Source organism: Microbacterium sp. 4NA327F11, assembly GCF_005503465.1.
In the GTDB taxonomy this organism is placed as follows: Bacteria; Actinomycetota; Actinomycetes; order Actinomycetales; family Microbacteriaceae; genus Microbacterium; species Microbacterium ginsengisoli.
Map to the genome: position 1 here is coordinate 71,700 of NZ_SCOB01000012.1, position 25,251 is coordinate 96,950.

At 71.7% G+C, this 25,251-nt stretch carries 27 protein-coding genes; 9 read left to right on the forward strand and 18 right to left on the reverse strand.

Annotated features, from left to right (window positions below; all coding sequences use genetic code 11):
• Positions 1-11: 11 nt before the first annotated feature.
• Together FFS51_RS09505 and FFS51_RS09510 are read right to left on the reverse strand one after the other, a co-directional pair.
• Complete coding sequence (locus tag FFS51_RS09505; RefSeq protein WP_045245815.1) at positions 12-1,409, reverse strand: sensor histidine kinase; 1,398 nt, start codon at positions 1,407-1,409, stop codon at positions 12-14.
• Positions 1,406-2,095 carry a response regulator transcription factor gene (locus FFS51_RS09510; protein ID WP_045245816.1) on the reverse strand — a complete coding sequence of 230 codons (690 nt, stop codon included), beginning with the start codon at positions 2,093-2,095 and terminating at the stop codon, positions 1,406-1,408. The genes FFS51_RS09505 and FFS51_RS09510 overlap by 4 nt, the downstream gene beginning before the upstream one ends.
• A 154-nt stretch (positions 2,096-2,249) precedes the next feature.
• Between FFS51_RS09510 and FFS51_RS09515 the strand changes: the two genes are divergently transcribed.
• A complete protein-coding gene (locus FFS51_RS09515) occupies positions 2,250-2,795 on the forward strand; it encodes a hypothetical protein (RefSeq protein ID WP_137878182.1) in 546 nt (181 codons plus the stop codon).
• A 75-nt stretch (positions 2,796-2,870) separates the two neighbouring features.
• Here the strand turns inward: FFS51_RS09515 and FFS51_RS09520 are convergent, their stop codons facing one another.
• The 3 genes from FFS51_RS09520 to FFS51_RS09530 are packed head-to-tail and all read right to left on the reverse strand — an operon-like array spanning position 2,871 to position 4,121.
• Complete coding sequence (locus FFS51_RS09520) at positions 2,871-3,161, reverse strand: GNAT family N-acetyltransferase (protein WP_045245819.1); 291 nt, start codon at positions 3,159-3,161, stop codon at positions 2,871-2,873.
• A 26-nt stretch (positions 3,162-3,187) separates the two neighbouring features.
• The gene (locus FFS51_RS09525) at positions 3,188-3,613 is read right to left on the reverse strand and encodes an organic hydroperoxide resistance protein (RefSeq protein ID WP_137878183.1); all 426 of its coding nucleotides are present in this window, start codon (positions 3,611-3,613) and stop codon (positions 3,188-3,190) included.
• A 58-nt stretch (positions 3,614-3,671) separates the two neighbouring features.
• The gene (locus tag FFS51_RS09530) at positions 3,672-4,121 is read right to left on the reverse strand and encodes a MarR family winged helix-turn-helix transcriptional regulator (protein WP_235557396.1); all 450 of its coding nucleotides are present in this window, start codon (positions 4,119-4,121) and stop codon (positions 3,672-3,674) included.
• 451 nt (positions 4,122-4,572) lie between these two features.
• Here FFS51_RS09530 and FFS51_RS09535 point away from each other — a divergent pair, with 451 nt between their 5' ends.
• From FFS51_RS09535 to FFS51_RS09545, 3 genes are all read left to right on the forward strand, one after another.
• Positions 4,573-5,289: a winged helix-turn-helix domain-containing protein gene (locus tag FFS51_RS09535; protein ID WP_137878184.1), complete on the forward strand. Its 717-nt coding sequence runs from the start codon at positions 4,573-4,575 to the stop codon at positions 5,287-5,289.
• Between the two features lie 74 nt (positions 5,290-5,363).
• On the forward strand, positions 5,364-6,329 hold the full coding sequence (locus tag FFS51_RS09540; RefSeq protein ID WP_045245824.1) for a DNA-3-methyladenine glycosylase family protein: 966 nt from the start codon (positions 5,364-5,366) through the stop codon (positions 6,327-6,329).
• Positions 6,330-6,394: 65 nt separating this feature from the next.
• Positions 6,395-7,300 (forward strand): DMT family transporter, encoded by a 906-nt coding sequence (locus FFS51_RS09545; protein WP_045245826.1) that lies wholly within the window; start codon positions 6,395-6,397, stop codon positions 7,298-7,300.
• A 36-nt stretch (positions 7,301-7,336) separates the two neighbouring features.
• On the opposite strand, the gene FFS51_RS09550 is transcribed toward FFS51_RS09545, so the two are convergent.
• The 3 genes from FFS51_RS09550 to FFS51_RS09565 all read right to left on the reverse strand — a co-directional run bounded on the left by FFS51_RS09550 (position 7,337) and on the right by FFS51_RS09565 (position 11,116).
• Positions 7,337-8,197 (reverse strand): Cof-type HAD-IIB family hydrolase, encoded by an 861-nt coding sequence (locus tag FFS51_RS09550; RefSeq protein ID WP_283205733.1) that lies wholly within the window; start codon positions 8,195-8,197, stop codon positions 7,337-7,339.
• Positions 8,198-8,743: 546 nt separating this feature from the next.
• Positions 8,744-9,301: a DUF2127 domain-containing protein gene (locus FFS51_RS09560; RefSeq protein WP_045245829.1), complete on the reverse strand. Its 558-nt coding sequence runs from the start codon at positions 9,299-9,301 to the stop codon at positions 8,744-8,746.
• 246 nt (positions 9,302-9,547) lie between these two features.
• Positions 9,548-11,116, reverse strand: a complete 1,569-nt coding sequence (locus FFS51_RS09565; RefSeq protein WP_045245830.1) for a cation:proton antiporter — start codon at positions 11,114-11,116, stop codon at positions 9,548-9,550.
• A gap of 54 nt (positions 11,117-11,170) precedes the next feature.
• On the opposite strand from FFS51_RS09565, the gene FFS51_RS09570 reads away from it, so the two are divergent.
• The 3 genes from FFS51_RS09570 (at position 11,171) to FFS51_RS09580 (ending at position 15,362) form a co-directional block, all read left to right on the forward strand.
• Entirely contained in the window at positions 11,171-11,806 is a 636-nt protein-coding gene (locus FFS51_RS09570; RefSeq protein ID WP_045245833.1) for an NADPH-dependent F420 reductase, read from the forward strand.
• Between the two features lie 52 nt (positions 11,807-11,858).
• Positions 11,859-13,541 (forward strand): glucose-6-phosphate isomerase, encoded by a 1,683-nt coding sequence (gene pgi / locus FFS51_RS09575; RefSeq protein ID WP_137878185.1) that lies wholly within the window; start codon positions 11,859-11,861, stop codon positions 13,539-13,541.
• Between the two features lie 252 nt (positions 13,542-13,793).
• Positions 13,794-15,362 carry a DEAD/DEAH box helicase gene (locus tag FFS51_RS09580; RefSeq protein WP_137878186.1) on the forward strand — a complete coding sequence of 523 codons (1,569 nt, stop codon included), beginning with the start codon at positions 13,794-13,796 and terminating at the stop codon, positions 15,360-15,362.
• Positions 15,363-15,438: 76 nt separating this feature from the next.
• On the opposite strand, the gene FFS51_RS09585 is transcribed toward FFS51_RS09580, so the two are convergent.
• From FFS51_RS09585 to ald, 7 genes are all read right to left on the reverse strand, one after another.
• On the reverse strand, positions 15,439-16,050 hold the full coding sequence (locus tag FFS51_RS09585; RefSeq protein ID WP_171006155.1) for a signal peptidase I: 612 nt from the start codon (positions 16,048-16,050) through the stop codon (positions 15,439-15,441).
• Positions 16,047-16,718, reverse strand: a complete 672-nt coding sequence (locus tag FFS51_RS14695; RefSeq protein WP_045247179.1) for a hypothetical protein — start codon at positions 16,716-16,718, stop codon at positions 16,047-16,049. Before FFS51_RS14695 ends, FFS51_RS09585 begins: the two co-directional genes overlap by 4 nt.
• On the reverse strand, positions 16,715-17,608 hold the full coding sequence (locus tag FFS51_RS09590; protein ID WP_137878188.1) for a hypothetical protein: 894 nt from the start codon (positions 17,606-17,608) through the stop codon (positions 16,715-16,717). The genes FFS51_RS14695 and FFS51_RS09590 overlap by 4 nt, the downstream gene beginning before the upstream one ends.
• 19 nt (positions 17,609-17,627) lie before the next feature.
• The gene (locus FFS51_RS09595; protein ID WP_137878189.1) at positions 17,628-18,185 is read right to left on the reverse strand and encodes a hypothetical protein; all 558 of its coding nucleotides are present in this window, start codon (positions 18,183-18,185) and stop codon (positions 17,628-17,630) included.
• A gap of 13 nt (positions 18,186-18,198) precedes the next feature.
• Positions 18,199-18,759: an alternate-type signal peptide domain-containing protein gene (locus FFS51_RS09600; protein WP_171006156.1), complete on the reverse strand. Its 561-nt coding sequence runs from the start codon at positions 18,757-18,759 to the stop codon at positions 18,199-18,201.
• A gap of 208 nt (positions 18,760-18,967) precedes the next feature.
• The gene (add, locus tag FFS51_RS09605) at positions 18,968-20,008 is read right to left on the reverse strand and encodes an adenosine deaminase (protein WP_056519005.1); all 1,041 of its coding nucleotides are present in this window, start codon (positions 20,006-20,008) and stop codon (positions 18,968-18,970) included.
• 45 nt (positions 20,009-20,053) lie between these two features.
• Entirely contained in the window at positions 20,054-21,139 is a 1,086-nt protein-coding gene (gene ald, locus FFS51_RS09610; RefSeq protein ID WP_056519008.1) for an alanine dehydrogenase, read from the reverse strand.
• A 156-nt stretch (positions 21,140-21,295) separates the two neighbouring features.
• Here ald and FFS51_RS09615 point away from each other — a divergent pair, with 156 nt between their 5' ends.
• The gene (locus FFS51_RS09615; RefSeq protein ID WP_045247174.1) at positions 21,296-21,766 is read left to right on the forward strand and encodes an Lrp/AsnC family transcriptional regulator; all 471 of its coding nucleotides are present in this window, start codon (positions 21,296-21,298) and stop codon (positions 21,764-21,766) included.
• 22 nt (positions 21,767-21,788) lie between these two features.
• Here the strand turns inward: FFS51_RS09615 and FFS51_RS09620 are convergent, their stop codons facing one another.
• Genes FFS51_RS09620 through dhaK form a run of 3 tightly spaced genes read right to left on the reverse strand, consistent with a single transcriptional unit; the run spans position 21,789 to position 24,146 of the window.
• Entirely contained in the window at positions 21,789-22,517 is a 729-nt protein-coding gene (locus FFS51_RS09620; RefSeq protein WP_137878191.1) for an HPr family phosphocarrier protein, read from the reverse strand.
• Positions 22,514-23,152 (reverse strand): dihydroxyacetone kinase subunit DhaL, encoded by a 639-nt coding sequence (gene dhaL, locus FFS51_RS09625; RefSeq protein WP_137878192.1) that lies wholly within the window; start codon positions 23,150-23,152, stop codon positions 22,514-22,516. Before dhaL ends, FFS51_RS09620 begins: the two co-directional genes overlap by 4 nt.
• Before the next feature lies 1 nt (position 23,153).
• Positions 23,154-24,146, reverse strand: a complete 993-nt coding sequence (gene dhaK, locus FFS51_RS09630) for a dihydroxyacetone kinase subunit DhaK (protein ID WP_137878193.1) — start codon at positions 24,144-24,146, stop codon at positions 23,154-23,156.
• A gap of 296 nt (positions 24,147-24,442) precedes the next feature.
• Between dhaK and FFS51_RS09635 the strand changes: the two genes are divergently transcribed.
• Positions 24,443-25,251 (forward strand): IclR family transcriptional regulator (locus FFS51_RS09635; RefSeq protein ID WP_137878194.1); only part of this gene is annotated, 809 nt, incomplete at its 3' end.

Consider the following 25,251-nt stretch of genomic DNA (forward strand, 5'->3'; position numbering starts at 1 on the left):
GGGAGCGGTGCTCAGCCGCGCGGCAGGAGCACGGTGAACACGGCTCCGCCGCCGTCGCGGGCGCGGGCGGAGACCGTCCCGCCGAGCCGGGTGACCAGACGCGCGGCGATCGAGAGTCCGAGCCCGGTGCCCACGGCGCGCGTGTCGCGGTAGCGGGAGCGCAGCACCCCGCGGTCGAACGCGACATCAAGGTCGCCGGCGTCGAGGCCGGGCCCCGTGTCGCTCACCTCGAACCGCACACCGGCGGGGTCGGCGGCGGCGACCACGACGACCTCACCGCCCGCGGGCACCGCGCGCAGCGCGTTCTCGACGAGTCCGTCCAGCACCTGGCGCATGCGGTTCGGGTCGGCGCTGAGCACGCCGGCATCGGCGCCCACCCGGGTGCGCAGCACCGCCGGCACGGTCGCGGCGCGCGCGGCCCAGGCCTCGTCGACCTGCGCGACGAGGTCGGCGGCTGCGACATCCACTCTCTCGATGCTGAAGTCGTCGGCCTCGAGGCGGGCGAGCTCGAGCAGGTCGGCGACGAAGCGGTCGAGTCGGTCGGTCTCGGTGACGAGCACGCGGCCGGCGTCGGCGGTGGCGGCGGGGTCGATGACGCCGTCGGCGAGGGCCTCGCCGTAGCCGCGGATCGCCGAGAGCGGGGTGCGCAGCTCGTGCGATATCGACAGCAGGAATTCGCGCTGGCGCCCTTCGCTCGTGGCGAGCGCATGGTCGAGCGCGCGCAGGGCGAGAGCGACTTCGGATGTCTCGGCCGGCCCCGCGACCGGCACGTCGACGCCCCGCTCGCCGGCCGCGAGCCGCCGGGCGGCGCGGGCGGTCGCCGCGAGCGGGCGACTGAGCCATCGCGCGAGCAGCACGGCGGCGATCGCGGCCGCCGCGAGGGCGACGGCGAGGGCGATGAGCACGCGGAAGGTCACCTGTCCGAGGGCCGGGTCGAGGTCGCGCATCGGCAGCGCGGCGACCACATCGAAGCCCGCGCTCGTGCGCCGGGCCTCGACGAGGGCGGGGCCCGCGGCGCCACGTACCGTGCCGGAGTAGGTGCCCGTCGATGCCAGAGCCTGACGCACGACATCGGTCGCGTAGGTGCGTCCGGGGCCGCGGGCGGCACCTGTGCCGGGGGCGTCGATGACGGCGAACAGGGTGCCGCCGGTGGCGGACTCGGTCTGTGACCCGTCGAGCCCGGCCGGCACGCGATCGAGCCCCGCGATGAGGTCTACCTGCGCGGCGAGGCGGTCCTGCGCGACGCCGACCGTCGAGCTGCGGACGACCGGCACCGTGATCACGCCCGTGACGATGACGGCGAGCCCGACGACGGCGAGCATGACGAGCGTCATGCGCGTACGCAGGGTGCCGGGCCGTCGCCGCGGCCGGGGCGGGGCGACGGGCGCGGGCGGCACGGCGGCGGTCATCGGGGCTCCTCGTCGGCGGAGTACCCCACCCCGCGCACGGTCGCGATGGGGCTCGCCTCGCCGAGCTTGGCGCGCAGCTGCGCGACGTGCACGTCGACGGTGCGGCCGCCGCCGTAGTCGGCCTGCCCCCACACCGCCGACAGCAGCTGCTCACGCGTGTAGACGCGGCCGGGCGAGGCGGCGAGGTAGGCGAGCAGCTCGAACTCGGTCGCGGTCAGCGCGACATCCTCACCGTCGACCTCGACGCGGCGGCGGGTCTCGTCGATGCGCACCCGGCCGAGCGCGTGGACGCGGGAGGCGGGCGCCGCGCGCCGGCGCAGCAGCACCTTGACACGGGCGACGAGCTCCCGCGGCGAGAACGGCTTGGTGAGGTAGTCGTCGGCACCGAGCTCGAGTCCGACCACACGGTCGACCTCGTCGTCGCGAGCGGTCACGAAGATGACCGGGGTCCAGTCGCCGTCGGCGCGCAGCGCCCGGCACACCTCGATGCCGTCGAGACCGGGCAGACCCACGTCGAGCACGATCGCCACCGGCCGCAGCCGCCGCACCGCGGCGAGCGCGGCATCCCCGTCGCGTTCCACGTGCACCCCGAAGCCCGCATTGCCGAGGTAGAGACGTTCGATGTCGGCGATGGCCGGCTCGTCCTCGGCGATCAGCACGAGTCCTCGGTCGGCGGCGGGCTCCATGCGCCCATTCAATACCGATCGGGATGCCGCGGCCCGCCCGATCCGCGACACCTTACATTCCTCGAACACAGCGCGGACACCGCGTTCACGCAGATCGGGAACCGTGGGAGACACCTCGGGCCGATGGTCGGCGCCGGGGACGAAAGGAGCACCCATGTCCGTCCGCACCTGGCTCATCGGCGGTGCCGGCGCGCTCGTCGTCGGCACGGCGGTCGCGTTCGCCGCACCCGCGCTCGCCTCGACCACCGCCACGACCCCCACCCCCACCGCGTCGGCGAGCGCGTCGGCGTCGCCGTCGACGCCCGACTGCAACGCCCGCGGTCGCCTCGGCGCGCTGTGGGCGAAGCTCCCCGAGCAGCTGCGCAACGACCTGAAGGCGGCGCGCGCGCTGCCGGCGGGCGCCGAACGGAAGGCCGCGTTCGAGACGATCAAGAACGAGGCGCTCGACGGCCACTACGGCACCGAGGTGCAGACCTGGGCGAAGAACGCCGGTGCACGCCTGCACGGCTGGTTCGATCGCGCACCGGCCGCACTGAAGCAGGATGTGCGCGCGGCGCTGCAGCAGCCCGCCGGCTCGGCGCGGGAGGCGGCGCTGAAGAACGTGGCCGACAAGGCCGCCGCGGGCGACTACGGCACGGTCGTGAAGGACCGCGCCGAGAAGATCACGGACTCACCCTGGTGGAAGACCTGCGTGGCCTGATCCTCGTCTCACGGTGACAGACGACGGATGCCCCGGACCATCGAGGTCCGGGGCATCCGTCGTCTGTCAGAGGTGTCAGCGGGCGGCGACGATGCCGGCGCGGTCCGGGTTCTTCTCGAACCACTCGGCCACGTACCAGCACACCGGGCTCACCTTGCGGTCGCCACGCTGCTCGAGGTCGGCGATGGCGTGCTCGGTCAGCACGCCCGCATACCCCTTGCCGCGGAAGGTCGGGATGGTGAAGGCCCGCGTCATCGCCACCGTCGAGCCGTCGTCGGCGTAGTCGATGACCGCCACGAGCGAATCGCCGTCGTAGAGCGCGTAGCGCGAGGCATCCTTCTCGTCCTGGTATCGCAGGTCAGCCATGACGTCCTCCTCGGCGCGGTTCAGTGTCAGTCTTCGACAACGCGCACGACGACGTCGATGTTCCCGCGGGTCGCGTTCGAGTAGGGGCAGACCTGGTGGGCGGCGTCGGCGAGGGCCTGCGCGGCGTCGCGGTCGAGCTCGGGGATGACCACCTCGAGTTCGACGGCGAGCTGGTAGCCGCCCTGCCCGTTCGGGCCAATGGAGACCTTGGAGCCGACCGCGGTGTCGTGGATAGAGACCTTCTGCGCACGGGCGACGGCCCGCAGTGCGCCGTGGAAGCAGGCGGCGTAGCCGGCGGCGAAGAGCAGCTCGGGGTTGGCGGCGGCACCCCCGGCTCCGCCCATCGAGGCGGGCACGGCGAGGTCGAGGTCGAGCACGCCGTCGGTCGTGCGCACGTGGCCCGAGCGTCCGCCTCCGGTCGAGAGGGCTTCGGCGGTGTAGAGGGTCTCCATGGGTTCTCCTTCCGAGGGCGAGCGGATGCTCGCGGGGGCCGGGCGTGTCCCGGCGGCGTCACCCGGCGAGGGCCGGGTGAAGATCGGGGGCCGCCTGCAGGGCGGCGGTGAGGGCGTGCAGCTGAGAGCGCAGTGCGATGCCGTTCTCGGCGCCGAGCCCCATCGCGTCGAAGACGCATTCGGCCACAGGTGCGAGCTGGGCGCGCACCTCGCGGCCACGGTCGGCGAGCCCGATCTCGACGACGCGCTCGTCGCGCGCGCGGCGGCTGCGCGTCACGAACCCCGCCTGCTCCATGCGGCGAAGCAGCGGCGAGAGCGTGCCGGAGTCGAGGCTGAGCTCGTCGCCGATCTCGCTCACGGTGCGGGCGCGGTCGTCGGAGAGCAGCACGAGCACGAGGTACTGGGGATAGGTGAGCCCGAGGGGCTCGAGCAGCGACCGGTAGGCATGGGTGGTCGCGCGCGCGGCGCTGTAGAGCGCGAAGCAGAGCATGTCGACGGAGGGCTGCACGGCTCGATCCTCGCACACAATTGAATTGTGCACAATTTATCTCGGATGCCGCATGCCGCCGATCTGCGCGGCCGATCCGGTCGTGACGGCGCGTTTCGTCACATTTGTTCATGCGGGACCGTGCGGCTTTGCGCGGTTTGACACCCCGTGAAACCGAGGGTGATAATCGGCCCCATGACTGACAACGCGAAGCTTCTGTCCGCCTGGGAGGCGAACGGGACCGCTGGCATGATGATGCCGGCTCGCGCTGTCATGTGTTGTCGAATGTGCCGCTGACACGGCCACCCCGTCGGCACCCGGACTCCTTCTGAACGGAGATCCGCGCCCCGCATCCGATCGGCCGGACATCGTCGATCAGGATGCCGCACCTCGGCCGCGACCCGCGGCCCACACGACACCACGCACCGAACCGCGAGGCACACGCCCGGTTCCCTCCCCGAGGACTCATCCCATGTCGAACTCCGCCCTTCTTGACTCTCCCGTCGCCCGCCCCGCCCTGCGCATCGTCGAGCCCGCCGCCCCGGCCGCCCCGGCGGCCACCGCACCGGAGCGCCGTATCCCCGAGGGCAGCGAGCCCCGCGGCTTCGCGCTCTACGTCGGCTTCGACGAGGCCACCGCGGCAGCCGCCGGCGTCTCGCTCAACACCCTCGTCACCGCCCTGCGGCGCACCCTCGCCGACATCGCCCCGGGCGCCGAGACCTACGCCACCGTCGCCCTCGCCCCCGTCGGGGCCGGCGGCCGCGACGTCGACGTCGTACGCCTCGCCCTGCGCGAGCCCGGAGCCGTCGCCCGCACCAAAGCCGAGCGCCCCGCCACCGACGAACGCGCCGAATCCGGCGTCGTCGTCGACATCTCCCGCAAGCGCGTGCTCATCGACGGCGAGTCCGCCTCGTTCACCTACAAGGAGTTCGAGCTGCTGCAGTACCTGGTGCTGCGCGAGGGCCGCACCATCGAGCGCACCGAGCTCGTCGACTCGCTGTGGAGCAGCGACGACGCGGATGCCCCGGGCGAGCGCACGATCGACGTTCACGTGCGACGCCTGCGCGCCAAGCTCGGACGCTTCGAAGACATCGTGCGCACCGTGCGCGGCGTCGGATACCGCTTCGACCGCCACGCCGACGTGTCGATCCGCTACGGCCACGGAACCCCGTCGCCCGACCGCTTCTGAGCCGCCGCGGGCGCGCACGGGACATCCCCCGTCGGCACCTCGCCGACGTCGGCGGCGTCGCCTAGGGTGAGCGCATGACGCTCGCACCCGCCGCCGCCTCGGCGGTGGGTCGCGACCCAAGACCCGCGAACACCCGCCCACTCGAGACGGAGTACCGTCCGCGGCAGCCGCTCGATCTGCGGCGCACCGTGCTGTTCCAGCGACGGGGTGCGGGCGATCCCACGATGCACGCCGACGGGGCCGTCATCTGGCGCGCGAGCCGCACCCCCGACGGGGTGGCCACCCTCGCACTGCGCGAGACCTCGCCGGGCGTCATCCGCGGGGCAGCCTGGGGACCGGGCGCCGCGTGGGCGCTCGCCCAGCTGCCCGACCTGTGCGGGGCGCGCGACGACGCCGCGGGCTTCGAGCCGCGGCATCCGCTTCTCGTCGATGCCCACCATCGTCACCCCGGCCTCAGACTCTCGCGCACCGACCTCGTGTTCGACGCGCTCGCGAGTGCGATCGTCGAACAGAAGGTCACCGGCGTGCAGGCATTCGCCGCCTGGCGGCGCATCGTCACCTGGTACGGCGAGCGCGCGCCGGGACCGACTCCGCGGCCGCTGTTCGCACCGCCGTCGATCGAGGGGTGGCGCCGTGTGCCGTCGTGGTCGTGGCACCGAGCGGGACTCGAGCCGCCGCAGTCGCGCGCGATCGTGCGCGCGGCCTCCCAGGGCGAGGCGATCGTGCGGGCGACGAGCACCTCCCTCGACGAGGCCGACCGCGTGCTGGTGTCGCTGGCGGGCGTCGGGCCGTGGACCTCCGCCGAGACGCGCATCCGTGCGTTCGGCGACGCCGATGCGGTCAGCGTCGGCGACTACCACCTCGCGCACGAGGTGGGCTTCGCCCTCACCGGACATCGCACCGATGACGAGGGGATGCTGCACCTGCTCGAGCCGTGGCGAGGGCACCGGCAACGGGTCATCCGTCTGCTCGCGGCGGCCGGCGTGCGCGAACCCCGGCGGGGCGCCCGCCTGCACCCCGAAGACCACCGCGCCCGATGACCGCGGCGGGCCTCGCCGCGTCGATAGGCTGAGCGCATGGCTCCCGCGCTCGTCCCGGTCGGCGCGTGAGGCGCACCTGGCTCCCGCTCGGCGCGATCGGCCTGGCGGTGGTGCTCTGGTCGGTCGCCTATGTCATCTCGGCGTGGGCCCTGGAGACCGGCTCCCCCGCGGTGCTTTCGGTCGGCCGGTTCGCGATCGCCCTGGTCGTGCTCGTGCCGCTCGCGATGCGCCGCCGCCACTTCTGGCGCACCCTGGCGGACCCCCGCAGCATCCTGCTCGGACTCACCGGCGTGACCATCTACTACTCGCTCGCCAACATCGGCCTGCTGTTCACGACCCCCGGCACCGAGGCGCTCGTCTCGGCTTTGCTGCCCGTGCTCACCGCGATCGCCGCGGTCATCATGCTGCGGGAGCGCCTGACGGTCGCGACGGTCATCGGCCTCACGCTCGCCACCGGCGGCGTGGCGCTCGTCGCGGCGTCGGGATTCCGGGTCGACCTCGGCGCCGTGCTCTACGTCATCGGCATCAGCGCGTACGCGATCTACACCGTGCTGCTGCGTCGCTACGCCGCGCGCGAGGAAGCACCCGACCCGGTCGTGCTCGCCACGGCGACCGGCATCTGGGGCACCGTGCTCATGCTGCCCTGGCTCGGCTGGGAGGGCGTCACCGGCACGTTCGCGATCCCGACGGACCTGCGCGGGGTCGTCAGCATCTTCATCCTCGCGCTCGTGGTGACCGCTCCGACACTCGTGCTGTTCAACTACGGCGCCGAACGCCTCCCGGCCGTCATCTCCGGTGCCGCGACCGCCGCGATCCCTGCGCTGGGCTACGCGTTCGCGATCGCGCTGGGCGAGACCCCCGACCCGATCAAGGTGTTCGGCGGCGTACTGGCCCTCGTCGGCGTGATCGTCGCGACGCTCTCGCAGCCCGACGTCGAGCCGACCGAGCCGGGACTCAGCCCGCGCGCGTGAGTCACGACTCGAGCGGACTCACGCTGATCCGCGGCCTCAGGCGCCCAGACGATCGAGGATGCTCCGCAGCACCGTGATGACGCCGTGATCACGGTTCGACGGCGCGACGTAGCGGGCTCGCGCCACGATGTCGGGGTGGGCGTTGGCCATCGCGAAGGAGTGGGCCACGGCATCCATCAGCTCGAGGTCGTTGAGGTAGTCGCCGAACGCGACCGTCTGCTCGGCCGTGACCCCGAGCGTCTGCTGCAGGCGGGTGAGCGCGTGGCCCTTGTTGACACCGACGTTGAGCACGTCGACCCAGCACTCCCCCGAGACGACCACCTGATGGGTGGCGCGCAGGTGCGCGAGCGCCGGAAACGCGGATGCCTCCGCCCCCGCGAAGTCGAACACCGCGAGCTTCACGATCTCATCGTCGACGGCGAGCAGGTCGTCGACGACCTCGAGCGCCGCATAGTACCGGTGTGCCTCGGTGCGGAACGCGGAATCCGATCGTTCGATGTAGGCGCCGCGCTTGCCGCACAGCACAAGCCCCGCGTCGGCGTCGATCGTCCGCACGAGTCTCACGACCTCGGCGACGATGTCGCGCTCGAGCAGGTCGGCGCTGAGCTCGACGCCGTCACGCATGACCAGGGCGCCGTTCTCGGCTATGAAGACCATGCCGTCGGCGTGGCTGTCGAAGTCGCGGCGAAGCGTCGCATACTGGCGGCCACTCGCCGGAGCGAACGCGATGCCCCGATCGTGGAGGTCGTCGAGCAGCGGCCACAGGTCGTCGGGCACGGCTCCGTCCGCGTCGAGCAGCGTGCCGTCCATGTCGACCGCGATCAGGCGAAGGTCGATCGACGGGAGCGCGTCGGCGGGAGTGAGTGCGGTCGGCGGGGCGGCGGCGTCGGGGGTCACACGGCTATTCTCCCGTGCTCACGCTGCCGTTCGGCTCCGGACGGAGTGCCCCGGACGATCCCCACTCCTCCGTGGTGTCCGCGGCGGCCGCCGGAGGCGGCGTCTCGGCGTAGGCGCGGGACAGCCGTCGATAGGGGCGCGAGACGAAGGCGATGAGCACGATGACGAGCATCGCGATGCTCGCCCCGACGAACGCCAGCGCGATGCCGCTTTCCGGGGCACGACGTGGCCTGACTCAGCTCGCCGATGTCGCCGGGTCGGCTCGTCAGCTACGGCTCGGCGAGCGCGATGTACGCGCTCGGTATCGCAGTCCCACGGCTGCGGTGACGGCGACCCCCGCGGATAGCGCGGCGAACGCGCCGAACGCAGGCTTCGAGATCAGCTCCGCGAAGTCATAGAGGGCCAGGAACACGCCCAGCGAGGCAAGCGTCAGGCCGAGCTGCTCGTGCCGCCCGCTTACTGCGATTGCGATGCTGTTCGCCCCGAACGCGGTTACGAACCCCGCGGCATACAACGGCGCCAGCCGCGGAAGCCGGACCCCATCGCTCAATTGCCCGCCGCTCCAGCGTTCCGCACGCGACGGTCGAGCCAGGGCATCCGCAACCTCGCGACGTCGCGCAGAGTGCGCCCGTGCTGCCACTCCCGGACAGTCAGCCAGATGATCACCGAGTCGAGAACAACCAGCAGAAGCACACCAATCGAGAACGCGAGGATGAGGTCGACGAGCTGCACGATCAACAGCACACCGAGCGCACCCACCGACCACGGGTACACCCTGCGCGACCCGAGAACCAGGGCGACCACGATCGCGACCTTCACCGCACCATGGACGATCAGGTAGACCCCACTCACGAGCAACGCGTCCGCGCTCAGCCCCGACGTCGCACGCAGCAGCAGATTCGCGAGGAGATCGTGCGGGTCTGCTGCCAACTCCCCCGCGGTCAGAGCGCTCGTCAGTGATACCAACTGCGCGGGGCTGATGAACAACGCCGGGATGCCGAACACGAGCTCGATAAGTCCGTCAACCGCTTTCAGCAGCACCCCGATCAGGAACACCCAATCCAGAACGAGCTCACGACGCTCTCGCGAACGCAACCACCTCATACATCGACTCTTCCAGACCTCATCGGGGGTCTGTCTGTGTTTTTCGTCAGACGTCGGCACGCGGCATTCGCTTGCCTTTTCGTCTCGGGTCGTACCCGACGCCGAAGGCGCGCTCGCTCGCGAGAAAATACCTGCGAGGTCGACGCCCGGCCGATGCCGAGGTGGCCGGGGATACAGGTCGGCCCGACGTCGCCGATCTCGGCGGCGAGCACGACCACCTCATCGACGCGGCGGGGCGCGAACGGTCTAGGGCTCGGCCTCCTGTGCCCGCAGCGACGTCTCCTCCGCGTCGATGGCGCGCAGCGCCGCGAGCACCGCGACCTCCTGGAACCGGCGCTCGCGGCGCGCGACGAGAACCGCTTCGCGCTGCGCCTGGATCATCGCGCGTCGCAGACGATGCATGGACTGCAGCTGGGGCCACGCGGCATCCGCCCCGGCATCGAGCGTCTCGCCGAGGAACGCCGCGTCGGCGCGCAGCAGCTCGACCACGCGCGGCTCGTCGTCGGGGGTGACGGTCTCGTCGAGACGACGCAGCCCCGCCTGCCGCGCCTCTGCCATGAGCAGCTTCACCTCGGTGCGCTCCTGCAGGTCGTTGCGCGCCGGCAGGTGCAGTGCCCGCACGATGCGGGGCAGCGCGAGACCCCCGATCAGGCTCGCGACGACCACGACGAACGCGAGGAACTGCAGGTACTCCCGCATCGGCGTCTGCTCGGGCAGCAGGAACACGGCGGCGAGCGTCACGACGCCGCGCACGCTGGCGGATGCCACGGCGATCCCGTTGCGCACGTCCCAGCTGCGGTCGCGCAGCACCCGCGGACCGAACCGGTAGACGAACGTCGTGATCATCACCCACACGAAGCGGGAGAGGATGAGGGCCGCGAGGATCGCGGCCACGATGCCGACCGTCGGCCACAGGCCCGGTCCGGTGCGCACGGCGCCCTCGAGGATGCCGGCCAGGTTCAGGCCGATGAACAGGAACACCGCGTTCTCCAGCAGGAACTGGATGGTGCGCCACACGAGCTGCGCGGCGACGCGGGACTCCGCGCGGATGACCCCGGGCGAGCGGAAGCCCACGTACAGCCCGGTGATCACCACCGCGATCACCCCGGAGCCATGCAGCTCGTCCGCGATGAGGAACACCGCGAACGGCACCGCGAGCATGAGGGTGGTGTCGAGCACGGGCGAGCGCAGCGGCCGGCGCACCACGGTGAGCAGCGCGCCCGCGCCGACCCCGACCGCCACCCCTACGCCGACGGCGAGCACGAAGTCGAGCGCCACCGTGCCCGGGTTGACGACGCTCACGATCGCCGCGATCGCCGCGTTCAGCGCGACGAGCGCGGTCGCGTCGTTGAGCAGGCTCTCGCCCTCCAGGATCGTCACCACCCGTCGCGGCAGGCCCACTTTGCCCGCGATCGCCGTGACCGCGACCGCGTCGGTCGGGGCGACGACAGCGGCGAACGCGAAGGCGGCGGCGAGGCCCACGGCGGGCAGCACCGCCCACGTCGAGACTCCGACGACCACGACCGTGAAGGCGACGAGGCCGACCGAGAGCAGCAGGATGCTGTCGTTGCGGGCGCGGATGTCGATGAGCGAGGTCTTCAGCGCGGCCGCGAACAGCAGCGGCGGGAGGATGCCGAAGAGGATCAGGTCGGGTTCGACGCTCACCCGCGGCACCCACGGCACGAACGACGCGATGCCGCCGACGACCACGAGCGCAACCGGTGCGGAGAAGCCGATGCGACCGACCAGGCCGGTGACGATGACCGTGACGAGCACGAACGCCACCACCCAGGCGATGGTGGCGACCGGATCCATGCGCCCAGTATGTCGCGCGGGAATACCGGCGCGGCGCGGAGCGCTGTGGCGAGCATGACGACAGTCGGAATCATCGGAGCAGGACACATCGGATCGACCCTCGCCCGCGGCCTCGTGGACCGCGGCTACGACGTGGTGATCGCCAACTCGCGCGGGCCCGAGACCCTCGCCGACCTCGTGGCCGACCTCGGCCCGACCGCCCGCGCCGCGACACCCGAAGAGGCCGCCGCTGCCGGCGACTGGGCCATCGTGACGGTGCCGCTCAAGGCCCTCGACCAGGTGCCGGTCGCCCCGCTCGCGGGCAAGATCGTGGTCGACACGAACAACTACTACTTCGAACGCGACGGCCACATCGCCGCCCTCGACGAGAACCTCACCACCACGTCGCAGATGCTGCAGGAGCACCTTCCCACCTCGACCGTGGTGAAGGGCTTCAACCACATCATGTCGACGCAGATCCTCACCGACGGCACCCCGGCCGGAACCCCCGACCGCCGGGCCCTCGCGACCGCGAGCGACTCCGACGAGGCCGTCGCCTTCATCACGGCCCTCTACGACGAGTTCGGCTTCGACACCGTCAGCGCCGGCCCTCTCGCCGAGAGCTGGCGCGTCGAGCGCGACCGTCCGGCGTACGTCGTTCGGCAGAACGCCGACGAGCTCGTCGCGAACCTCGCGGCGGCCGAGCGCTGAGAACCGACCGACGGATGCCGCGGCCCGCGGCATCCGTCATCGGTAGAGTCTCATCGTGACCGCCCCCATCGACGCGACCACCACGCCCGCCTGGGCTGAGCTGGCCGCCGCACACTCCTCGTTCCACCCCGATCTGCGCGGCTGGTTCGCCGCGGACGCCGACCGCGCGGAGCGCCTCAGCTTCCCGCTGGCCGACCTGCATGTCGACCTGTCGAAGAACCTCATCACCGACGAGATCCTCGCCTCGCTCGTGCGCCTGGCCGAGCAGACCGGGGTCGCCGCGCGCTACGCCGAGATGCTGTCGGGCGCGCACATCAACACCACCGAGGACCGGGCGGTGCTGCACACGGCGCTGCGTCGCCCGGCGGGCGCGAGCCCCGAGCTGGTCGTCGACGGACAGCACATCGACACCGACGTGCACGAGGTGCTCGGCCGTATCCGCGCGTTCGCCGAGCGGGTGCGCTCGGGAGAGTTCGCGGGCGTCACCGGCAAGCGGGTCGCGACGGTCGTGAACATCGGCATCGGCGGATCCGACCTGGGTCCCGTCATGGTGTTCGAGGCCCTCAAGCCCTACGCCGACGCAGGCATCGAGGCACGGTTCGTGTCGAACATCGACCCGACCGACATCGCCCAGAAGACCGCCGATCTCGACCCCGAGACCACGCTGTTCATCGTCGCGTCGAAGACCTTCACGACGCTGGAGACCCTGACCAACGCGCGTCTCGCGCGCGACTGGCTGTGGGCGAAGCTCGCCGAGCAGGGGGCGATCGGCGACGACGAGGCATCCCGCACGAACGCGGTCGCACACCACTTCATCGCGGTCTCGACGGCGCTCGACAAGGTCGCGGCCTTCGGCATCGACACCGACAACGCGTTCGGATTCTGGGACTGGGTGGGCGGCCGCTACTCGGTCGACTCGGCCATCGGCACGTCGCTCGCCATCTCGCTCGGCCCCGACGTGTTCGACGAGTTCCTCGCCGGCTTCCACGCGGTCGACACGCACGTCGCGACGACCCCGCTCGCCCAGAACGTGCCGGTGCTGCTCGGACTGTTGAACGTCTGGTACGTCAACTTCCTGGGCGCCCAGTCCCACGCGGTGCTGCCCTATTCGCAGCTGCTGCACCGCTTCCCGGCGTACCTGCAGCAGCTCACGATGGAGTCCAACGGCAAGTCGGTGCGCTGGGACGGCACGCCCGTCACGACCGACACCGGCGAGGTGTTCTGGGGTGAGCCCGGCACGAACGGGCAGCACGCGTTCTACCAGCTCATCCACCAGGGCACCCGGGTGATCCCTGCGGACTTCATCGCGTTCGCGAACCCGGCCTTCCCGCTCGTCGACGGCGACCGCGACGTGCACGGGCTGTTCCTCGCGAACTTCCTCGCCCAGACCAAGGCGCTCGCGTTCGGGAAGACGGCCGCCGAGGTCGAGGCGGAGGGCACGACGGGCCCGCTGGTGGCCGCCCGCACGTTCTCGGGCAACCGCCCGACGACCTCGATCTTCGCCCCGGCGCTCACCCCGTCGGTGCTCGGCCAGCTGATCGCGCTCTACGAGCACATCACGTTCACGCAGGGCACGATCTGGGGCATCAACTCCTTCGACCAGTGGGGCGTCGAGCTCGGCAAGCAGCTCGCCCTGCAGATCGCGCCCGCGATCGAGGGCGACGAGGCGGCCTTCGCCTCGCAGGATGCCTCGACCCGGAGCCTGCTCGCGTACTACCGCGCGCACCGCTCCTGACGACCACGACGACGGGCGCCGACCGGGATCCCCCGGGTCGGCGCCCGTCGTCGTTCGCGCTCCCGCCCGGCAGACACCCACCGCACCCGTGATAACGTCGATGACGGCGCTTCGGCGCCTGCGTCGCTGACACGCTCCCCGACTTCCCCGTCGCGGTTCTTCTCGAGCGGCGACCCGAGGTGCGATCACGCACCCGCGCCCTCCCCGCGTGCACATGTCTTCGTGAGCGCGCCCTCATCCCGAAAGTCCCCCATGTCTTCGTTCCTGTCTCTCGGCGTGCCCGCGCCGCTCGTCTCCGTGCTCGAGGCCACCGGCCGCACCGAGCCCTTCCCCATCCAACGCGACACGCTGCCCGACTCCCTCGCGGGTCGCGACGTGCTCGGCCGCGGCCGCACCGGCAGTGGCAAGACGCTCGCGTTCTCGCTGCCCCTCGTCGCCCGCCTCAGCGGCGCGAAGGCCGCAGCCCGCCGCCCCGGCCGTCCGCGCGGTCTCGTGCTCTGCCCCACCCGCGAGCTCGCCACCCAGATCGCGGCGACCATCACCCCGCTCGCGGAGGCGGCGGGTCTGCGCGTCACCACGATCTTCGGTGGCGTCAGCCAGCGCCCGCAGGAACAGGCCATGCGTGCCGGCGTCGACATCGTCGTCGCCTGCCCGGGCCGACTCGAGGACCTCATGAAGCAGGGTGTCGTGACCCTCGACACCGTCGAGATCACTGTGCTCGACGAGGCCGACCACATGGCCGACCTCGGCTTCCTGCCGGGCGTCACCCGCATCCTCAAGGCGACGCCCGCCGGTGGACAGCGCCTGCTGTTCAGCGCCACCCTCGACCGCGGTGTCGACGGCCTCGTGCGCTCGTTCCTGCGCGACGAGGTGCGTCACTCGGTCGACGAGTCCAGCGTGCCCGCCGCCGCCATGACCCACCGCGTGCTGCTCGTCGCCGACGACCACAAGGCGAGCCTCGTCGAGACCCTCGCGTCCGGCGTGGGGCGCCGCATCCTCTTCACCCGCACCAAGCACCAGGCCAAGAAGCTTGCCCGCCAGCTGACAGCCAGGGGCATCCCGGCGGTCGACCTGCACGGCAACCTCGGCCAGGGCGCCCGCGAGCGCAACCTCGCAGCCTTCGGCGCCGACCCCGCAGCCGGAGGTGTTCGCGTGCTCGTCGCGACCGACGTCGCCGCCCGCGGCGTGCACGTCGATGAGGTCGAGCTGGTCGTGCACGTCGACCCGCCGCTCGAGCACAAGGCCTACCTGCACCGCTCGGGCCGCACCGCGCGCGCCGGCGCCGAGGGCACCGTCGTCACCGTCGTGCTCGCGTCGCAGAAGCGCGACGTGGCCGACATGCTGCGCAAGGCCGCCATCACCGCACCGTTCGAGAACGTGGATGCCGACACCCCCGCTGTGCGCGACCTCGTCGGCGAGACGGCTGCGCGCGTGGCACCGAGCGCCGCTCCGGCCGCCGCCGCGCAGAAGCCGAAGACCCAGCCGCAGAAGGCGAAGCCCCAGGGCGGGTCGCAGCCGGCCGCCGGTCAGGGCGGATCCCGCGGTCGCCGGTCGTCGGGCGGCACGTCCGGCGCCGGTCGCGCGGATGCCGCGACGCCGCGTTCCGGCGAGGGACGCCCGGCCCGCGGCGGCCAGGGGCAGGCACAGGGGCAGCGTTCCACGCAGGGACAGCGTGCGCCGGGCCACGGCGGGACCGGCCAGGCCCGCCACGGCGGCGCGAACGGCGCCGCACATCCGCACGGCGGCCGGCCCGCGGCATCCGACGGCACGGCCGCACGCCCTGCGGGCGCCCGCCGGCACCGTCGCGCCAGCCGCCCCTGACGCGACGCCGCACCGAGGTCTCGCGGCCCCGGGTCTGTCGCTCCGACCGACCGACCCGGGGCAGCGGCATCCCGTCTCAGTGCACTCGACGGGTGCCGCGATCGGCGGCGGCGCGGGCACGACGCCGATCACGATGGGCGGAGATCAGCGTCACGACGCCGTAGAGGAGGAGCGCGCCGACCACGATCGGGATCACCCACATGCGCCAGTCACCGACCAGGATGTTGTTGATCCATCCGATGTAGGGCACGGCGTACCAGAGCTTGCCCACGACCTGCGCGGCGAGCACCGGCTTCGCGTCGTCGACATTGTTCGCGTCGCCGCGGGTGAGGAACAGGGGGGCGCCGTCGCCCGACGCACCGATGCCCACGATGCGGTGGGTGACGACCGCGGGCTTGCCCGATTCGAGCTGATACGTGACGACGTCACCGGTACGCAGCGTCGACGGATCGACGGGCCGAACGACGACGAGGGTGCCGGGGGGATACAGCGGCACCATCGACCCGGTGAGCACAGTGTAGGCGCGTGATCCCGTCACGGCCGGCACGGCGATGACGACGATCGCGATCAACGCGACGATCACCAGCAGAGCCCAGGACAGTCCCGCCGCGATCATCCGCACCACGGAGACCCGCTCTCCGGATCGGTGGCGCACCGCGCGGCGGGTGGCGGGGAGGGTGTCGGTCATCTGTGGTGCTCCCTGCGTCTCACCGAGAGCACGGCGCCCGCGCCCAGTGCGCCGAGGCCGGCGAGCAGCACGGTGCGCAGCGTGTCGCCGTCGAACCAGCCCGTGCGCGGCAGTGCCGACACCGACGGCGCGGGCGGGGACGCGACGGGGCAGGTCGAGGCCGGCGGTGCCGTCATCGCGTCGCTCGCGGTCGAGACGACCTCGAACGACACCGCCGTGTTCTGCGCGGTGCTCAATCCCGGTGAGACGGCGAGCGAGAGCGTCACCGGGATCACCTCGCCCGGTGCGAGTCGCGCCGACGCCAGTGCGAGACATCCGGTGACCTCACCGAGCTGCTGCGGGGCGTCCCCTCCTCCCGCGATGCTCGTCGCGAGCAGCAGGTCGCGCGAGCTCGAGGACACATCGGTGGCGAAGAGGGCGACGGATGCCGCGGTGCTCCGGTCGTTGCGCACCGAGAACGTGGCGTCGAAGGCGGATCCCGGCACAGGACGCCAGGACGCGGGCACGATGTCGAGCGGGCCGGATGTCCACGTGGAGCCGTCGGCGCTGAAGGAGAGCCCCGGTTCGCCTGCCGCCGTGGCGGCCCGCGCGACGGCAGGCGCGGCCGCCGGCGCGAGCGGGAGCGCTGCCGCGGTGAGCACGGCGAGCAGCGCGACGGAGCCGGTCATGTGCACTGCACCCCCAGGCCGAGCCCGAGCACCGACACATAGGTCAGATGAGCGATGCCGACGTACACCGTGGTACTCCCAGCGGTGTAGCTCACGGTGACGTAGTGGTCGCCCGCGCTTCCGCCGAGGAGGGCGTTGGTGATCGTGCGGGTGGCGGTTCCGGCGGGCACACCCGTCGCTGTCAAGGTGGCACCGGTGTCGAGCGTGAAGGTGTACGTACCCGAGACCGGCGCGGTGTAGGTGACGGTGGCGGACTGTGCAGCGACGTTGAGGATGCCCGGGTTGGTCAGGCACGACATCCACCCCGTGCTCGTCGCGGTCAGCGACGCCGACTGCGACGTGCTCCAGTTCTGCTGCGCGGGGGTGAGGGTCAGGGTGGCGGCGGCTGCGGGGCTCGGCGGGGCGGCCCCGCTGGCGGTGCTCGCGACGACACCGGCGACCACGATCTTCAGGCAGGCGTAGGTGGTGGCGCCCGGCGCCGGAAGGTTCGTCGAGAGGGTCGCGGATGCCGCGGCGAGCATGTTCTGCGCGGTGACGCCGCTGTAGGTGGCATCCGTCGCGCAGGTCGAGGCGCTCGCGGCCGAGGTGATCTGCACGGTGGCGGTGGCCCCGCTGCCGAGGGAGTTCGTTCCGGGCGCCGTGGCGACGGCGACGCTCGCCCACGGCGTGGTGCCCGAGTTGGCCATGGTCACCGCGGCGTACTGGGTGCCGGTGCGCCCGAAGAACGACACCGCGGTCGCGCCGGGAGCGGTGACCGCGAAGGTGCGACTCGATGCCGCGACCGTCGTCTGCGCACTGACGGACCAGTAGGCGAACGCGGCCGCCGGTGCGAGCACCGCGAACGCACAGGCCGCCGCGATGGCGGCGATGGCGGCGGTTCTGCGGGTCATGGCGGTGCTCGATGTCCGGTCACGGCGATGTCTGGGAGCCGGTGAGGGTGAGGGTGGGCGACGCGCTGGCGGCGAAGGTTCCATTGGGGGCCGTCGCCGGAAGCGACTGCCAGACGCAGAGGGTGGCACTCGCCCCTGACGCCAGCGTCGGGGCCGTCGTCGGTGAGGTGAGACCGCCGGCGAGACTCCACGTCCACAGCCCCGACGCCGGCGGGGTCGCCGCGCAGGTCGCGCTGGTCTGCGTGGCGAAACTCACCACGACGTTGCCGCCGAGATTCGATGACGACGGCCCGGCGAGGGCGACGGCGGCTCCGAGGCGCAGCCCGACGGCGCCGCCGTTGGTGACGGTCCTCACCGCGATGAGGTCGGCCGGCCCGCCCGGATACACCCCGGCAGGGGTCACGGGCGTTCCGGTGGTGATCGCGAGCGAGGGCGTTCCGGTCGTGACTGTGGCGGGGCTGACAATCGTCGCGGACGAGAACGATCCGTAGGTGCCGGGCGCGACCACCACGGCGAGCACGACAGCCCCGAGGATCAGGGATGCCGCACTCACCGCGGCCGTGGTGCTCCCGCGCATGACCGGCGGCTGGTTACGGAGCGACCTGGGTGAGGGTCAGGCCGATCTGCGACAGCGAGATCGTGGAGTTCGCACCGACCTGATCGCCGGTCGATCCGAACGGCCAGGAGATCGTGGTCGTCACGCTGAGCGCGGTCGTGCCGTCCGGAATCACGTACGATCCGGCCGACGGGGTGATCGTCGTGCCCGATTGGTCCTTGACCGCGTACGTCGGCGTGGCGCCGAGGAGGGTCTGCAGGCCCGAACTGGACGACGTGAGCGCACCGCCCGTCAGCGCTGCCGAGACCGCCAGGTTCGTGCCGACCGCCGTCACCGGGAAGGTGGCCGCGTACTGCAGCGTGTCACCAGGAACAGCGAGGTAGCTCGTCGTGTCGACGCTCGTGAAACTGGACCCGAGGTACTTCTCCACCGACCAACCCGACGACGACGCCGTGCCGATCGTCAGCTGCCCGGTCGTGACCTGCGCCGGCGTGACCGTCGCCTGCGAGCTCCAGTACGCGAGCGATCCTCCGCCTCCGAAGAGCAGGACGACACCCGCCGCGATCGCCAACGTGCCTTTTGTTGCCTTGTTCATGTTGTCTCCCCAATGAGATCGCCAGGGAGACTCCACCGTCCCCCTGTGCCGCACCCCGAGCGATTCCCCCTCGCTCTCCCCAAGTGCGTGGCGGCACTCTACGCCGCCGCATCCAGGGTCACACCAGGCCATTGCCTCACGTCCTCGTGCGCCGTATGCTCTATCGTCCTCGTCCTCGTCGGCGCCGACGACGAGCGGATGCCGCGGCTCAGCCCGCGAGCGCCGCGTCGAGCGTGAGGAACTGTGCGCGGAACTCCGCCCGCAGACGTGCCTTCTGGGCGTCGTCGCACCACGCGGCATCCACCCCGTTCAGGGCGATGCGCTTGGCGGTCTCGGCCGAGACACCCATCTCGAGCAGGCCCTCGGTGTACTCGCGTCCGAGGTCGGTGCGGAAGAACATGGCGTCGTCGGTGGAGACGGTCACGGTCAGGCCCGCCTCGATCATGCCGCGGATGCGGTGCGAGGGGTCGAGGTGCCAGCCGGTGCAGATGGTGGTGGAGATCGGGGTGGTCGTGAAGGCGACCCCGCGCGCGAGGGCGAGCTCGACGAGCGCCGGGTCGTCCATGATGCGGTAGCCGTGGTCGAGGCGGTCGCAGTCGAGCACCTCGAGCGCGTCGCGCACCGCCGACGGCAGCGCCCGATCGGTCTCGGCGACGTGGGCGGTGCGGTGCAGGCCGTGGGCGGCGGCGAGCGCGTAAGCGTCGGCGAAGCGCGCCGGGTCCTCGGTGTCCTCGGGGGTGAGGTCGTCCTGGCCGATGCCGACGACCTCGGGGCGCGGGTGCGCGAGCACCTGCCGCACCATCTCGACGGCGCTCTCGGGCGACTCGCGGCGGTTGATCGCGGCGATCACCCGGAAGCCGACGCCGTAGTCGGTCTCGGCGCGACGCAGTCCGTCGATGATCGGGTCGATCACGTCGGGGTAGGCGAGGCCGCGCGACGCGAAGTACTGCGGGTTGACGAAGTATTCGCGGTAGCGCAGATTGCCGTCGGCGACCGCCGAGCGCACGCCTTCGTAGGCGACGCGGGCGAAGTCGTCGGGCGCGCGCAGCACGTCGTGCGCGGCCCGGAACGCCACCAGGAAGTCGCGCAGGTCGTCGAAGTCGAACAGCGTCGCGGGGTCGGTCGAGCGCAACGCGACGCCGTACCGGTCGGCGAGCTCGATGAACAGCGGCGCGTTCATCGTCGACGCGAAGTGGCAGTGCAGCTCGGTCTTGGGCAGCAGCCGCAGATAGTCCGGATACCCGATCACGAGCGCGAGCGTACGTGGCCCGTATGTCGGGCGGATGTCGCTCGATTACAGGCCGAGGGCTGCCTTCACCCCCGCGTTGACGACCTCGCCGCCGACGACGTTGAGACCCTTCGCGAGGGCCGGGTCGGCAGCGGATGCCGCGTCCCATCCCTTGTCGGCGATCGCGATGACGTAGGGCAGCGTGGCGTTCGCAAGAGCGCGGGTCGAGGTGTGCGGCACGGCGCCCGGCATGTTGGCGACGCAGTAGTACACGGAGTCGTGCACGGGGAACGTCGGGTCGTCGTGGGTCGTCGGACGGGAGCCTTCGAAGCATCCGCCCTGGTCGATGGCGATGTCCACGAGCACGGAGCCGGGCTTCATGGCGGCGACCATGTCGTCGGTGACGAGCTTCGGGGCGGCGGCCCCGGGGATGAGCACCGAGCCGATCACGAGATCGGCATCGCGCAGCTGCTCGGCGATCTCGTACCGGGTCGACGCGCGCGTCTGCACCTGGGTGCCGAAGCGGGCCTCGATGCGGCGCAGGGCCGGCAGGGAGATGTCGATGACGGTGACCTGGGCACCGAGGCCGAGGGCGTTGGCAGCCGCGTGCTCGCCGGCGACACCGCCGCCGATCACGACGACCTTCGCCCGCGGGGTGCCCGGCACGCCGCCCATGAGCTGGCCGCGGCCTCCGGAGGCGCGCATGAGGGCGTGGGCGCCGACGACGATCGAGAGGCGCCCAGCGACCTCGCTCATCGGGGCGAGGAGAGGGAGCGCACGGTCGGGGGTCTGCACGGTCTCGTAGGCGACGGCGGTCGTGCCGGCCGCGATGAGCGCCTCGGTGAGGGGACGGTCGGCGGCGAGGTGCAGGTAGGTGAAGAGGGTGAGGTCGGGGCGCAGCAGCGGGTACTCCGCGGCGATCGGCTCCTTGACCTTCACGAGCAGGTCTGCACCCGACCAGGTCTCCTCGGCGGTGGCGGCGATGACGGCGCCGGCGGCGCGGTACTCGTCATCGGAGAACCCGCTGCCGATGCCGGCTCCGGACTGCACGACGACCTCGTGGCCGCGGTGATGCAGAGCGTCGACGCCGGCGGGCGTGAGCCCCACCCGGTTCTCGTTGTTCTTGATCTCGGTCGGCACGGCGACGCGCATGTCGGGCTCCTCGGTTCCTCCGGCGGGTTGAGGGAAATATGGCAGACGGTTCGCTCCTTTGTGTTACATGCAGAATCTTCTGCGTCAGATTCGTCATATCGCCGTAGAGTTCTCTGGAAACTCCGCTCTTGTCCCCCAACTGTCGAAGGATCTTCGATGCCCGATGAGCTCGACCCGATCGATGAGCAGATCATCGAGACCCTCAGTCGCGACGCGCGGGCGACCAACGCGGCCCTCGCCGATCAGCTGGGCGTCGCCCCGTCGACCGCCCACGCCCGCACCCGCTCCCTCGTCGAACGAGGGGTACTGACGGGCTTCCACGCCGCCGTCGACCAGACCGCGCTCGGGCGCGGCCTCCAAGCGATCATCGGCGTGACCCTGCGGCCCGGGCAGCGTCAGGAGAACATCCGCGGGTTCGCCCAGGAGATCAGCCGGCACCCCGACGTCATCCAGCTCTTCTTCCTCGGCGGGGTCGACGACTTCCTCGTGCACATCGCCGTCGACACGTCGTCGTCGGTACGACGCTTCGTCGTCGATCAACTCTCGGCACGACCGAGCGTCGCCTCGACCCGCACGAGCCTGATCTTCGAGTACCACCGCAACGCCGTCGCCGCCGACTTCTCCTGATCCCGGCGACGGAGCCGACGCGTCAGGCCGCTTCGCCGAACCCGTCGGCGGCGAGGTCGTGCACGGCGGTGACCGCGGCGACCGCATCTGCCCCGTCCCCCGCGATGCGCAGCACATCGCCCTTCCCCGCGGCGAGCGACAGCAGTCCGATGAGGCTCGACGCAGACACCGGCCCTTTGCCCGAGGTCGCGTTGGTCACGGTGACAGCGGCGTCGAACCGACCGACGGTCTTCACGACGGATGCCGCGGGCCGGGAGTGCAGCCCGACCTCGTTCACGAGGGTCACCTCGGCGACGGCCACCGCGGGGGCGACCTCGACGGGCGCCGCGGCGGGTGCGGCATCCGCCCCCGTCTCGGCGACGTCGTCCTGCCGCTTCGCATCGAGCGCGCGGCGCGCTTCGGCCGTGACCTCGTCGAGGGTGCCGCCGGTCACGGCCCGGACGATCCCGGCGGTCAACCCCTCGACGAAGGGCCCGTCGCTGATGCGCACGGGCACGGCGCTCTCCCGGAGATCCAGGGCGAGCGAGGAGCTCAGCACGGCCGAGCCCAGGTCGGTGACGATGAGCACCCCGTCGGTGTCGGCCAGCTCGTCGATCGCCTGCGCGATCGCGGCGGCGTCCGTGCCGAAGCCGCCCGCGGCGCCGGCCGCGACCCGCACCGGCGGCGCCTCGTCGTGCACCATCTGCAGGGCGAGGTCGACCGCCGCGTCGGCGAGCGGGGCGGAGTGCGAGACGACGACGAACCCGATCACGCGGCCAGCACTCCCGCCAGGGTCTCGAGCAGGATGACCGACGACGATGCCCCCGGATCGAGATGCCCGGCACTGCGCTCCCCGAGGTACGAGGCACGACCCTTGCGCGCCACGAGCGGTTCGGTCGAGTCGCGTCCGGCCTCTCCGGCGCGGGCAGCGGATGCCGCGGCATCCGCTGCACTTTCACCCGCCGCCGCCGCGGCGGCGAAGGCCGCGACAGCGGGGGTGAGCGCGTCGATCATGGTCTTGTCGCCGATCTCGGCGTGACCGCGCGAGACGATGCCGGCGACGCCGGCGGCGAGCGCGTCGGCGAACTGCGCGGCGGTGACCTCGGAGTCGGCGGGCAGCGCCTTGGCCGCCTCGAGGAAGAGGGTGCCGTAGAGCGAGCCACTCGCCCCACCGACGGTCGAGATGAGGGTCATCCCGACCGACTTCAGCAGGGCGGGAGCCGTGTCGGGCACGCCGGCGTCGAGCTTCGTGACCACGGCGGTGAAGCCGCGGGCCATGTTCGTGCCGTGGTCGGCGTCGCCGATGGCCGAGTCGAGCTCGGTGAGCCAGGCGGCCTTCTCGTGCAGGGCGGCGGAGGCGGCGCGCAGCCACGCCTCGAGCTGGGCGACGGTGATGACGTCTGCCATCTCAGCGCCCCCAGCGCAGCGCGGAGGTCACGACCGGGGCATCCCAGAGGCGCAGGATCTCGTCGTCGGCCTTCACCAGCGTGAGCGAGGCGCCGGCCATGTCGAGGCTCGTGACGTAGTCGCCGACGAGTGTGCGCGCGACGGTGACGCGCTTCGCCTCGAGGGCCTTCGCGATCTCGCCGTAGGTGAGGTAGAGCTCGATGAGCGGCGTGCCGCCGAGGCCGGTGAGCAGGGCGATCACGGGCGATCCGGTGAAGTCGAGGTCGTCGGTGATGGCGGTGACGATCGTCTCGGCGATGTCGTGAGCGGATGCCAGCGGCACCCGCTTGCGGCCCGGCTCGCCGTGGATGCCGACACCGACCTCCATCTCGTCCTCGGGCAGCTCGAAGCTCGGCTTGCCGTTGGCCGGCACGGTGCAGCTCGTGAGCGCGACGCCCATCGAGCGTCCATTCGCGGCGACCTTCTCGGCGATGCGCTTGACCTCTGCGAGGGGCAGGCCTTCGGCCGCGGCGGCGCCGGCGACCTTCTCGACGACGAGGGTGGTGCCCACGCCTCGGCGACCCGCGGTCCACGTGGAGTCCTCGACGGCGACGTCGTCGGCCACGACGACCGACTCGACGATCACGCCCTCCTCGCGGGCGAGGTCGGCGGCCATCTCGAAGTTGAGCACGTCGCCGGTGTAGTTCTTCACGATGAACAGCACGCCCGAACCGGAGTCGACCTTCGTCGCGGCGGCGAGCATCTGGTCGGGCGTGGGCGAGGTGAACACCTCACCCGCGCATGCGGCGTCCAGCATGCCGTCGCCGACGAAGCCGCTGTGCAGGGGCTCGTGGCCCGAGCCTCCGCCGGAGACGAGGGTGACGCGACCGGCGCGCGGTGCGGTGCCGAACACGACGCGGTTCTCGAAGTCGACGTCGAGTTCGGGGTGGGCTGCGGCGACCCCGTGCAGCGCGTCGGCGAGGACGTTGGCCGGGTCGTTGATGAGCTTCTTCATGCGCGGATCTCCTGCTCGTTTCAGGCCTCGGTCGTCGAGGCGTTGTCGATGCGCGCGACGGATCGGGATCGCCCGCCGGCGTCACAGCAGGGGGTGTCCGCGACGCGCATGCGCCGCGTGGTGATGTCGTCCATGACTCACGCTCCCCTGTGAACGATGTGTGGATCGACGGTGCAATTTTCGACATTGTCGAAACCACTTCGCTAATATCGAAGCATTGTCGCGTCGGACGCCGGTGTCAAGAGGCATCCCGACCGTGCGTCCCCTGAGGATGCTGAATGCGGAAGGAGAGCCCCATGATCCAGTCGATCGACCGTGCCGCGCGCATCCTCGGGCTCCTGCAGGGCGCGCGGCGACTGGGCGTCAGTGACCTCGGCGCCGCGCTCGGACTCCCCCCGTCCACCGTGCACGGGCTCGTGAAGTCGTTGCAGGCCCACGGGCTCGTCGCGCAGGAACCCGACGGCAACCGCTACATGCTCGGGCCGGCACTGCTCAAGCTGTCGAGCGTCTACCTCGACACCCTCGATGTGCGGTCGCGCTCCATCCGGTGGATGCACGCACTGTCGCAGCGCACCGGATTCGCCACCCGGCTCGGGGTGCCGCTGCTCGGCGACGTGCTCGTCATCCACCACGACCGGCGCCCCGACGGCTCCGAGCAGATGCCCGAGACCGGCATCACGCTGCCCGTGCACGCCTCGGCGATCGGCAAGGTGCTGGCGGCGTACGACGACGACGTGCGCGCCGAGCTGCTCGCGCGCGAGCTCGCCGACCTCACCGACCACACAGTGACGGATGCCGCATCCCTCACGTCGGCGCTCGACGACATCCGAGCGGCGGCGCTCGCGTGGGAGATCGAGGAGGCCGTCGTCGGGGAATGCTCGGTGGCGGTGCCGGTCGTCGACGACACCGGACGGGTGATCGCCGCCGTGGCGCTCGTCGTGCCCGCCGACGCGCAGCCGGTGCCCGATGCGGCCCTGCGCGAGCTGCGCGACGCCGCGCGCCGGGTGAGCAGGTCGGTGATGTTGCGGTATCCGTCGATGTCGACGAGGGGTTCGGTGGAGCGCTCCCGCATGGTGTCCTCCGGTCGGAACGTCGTGGCACTGGG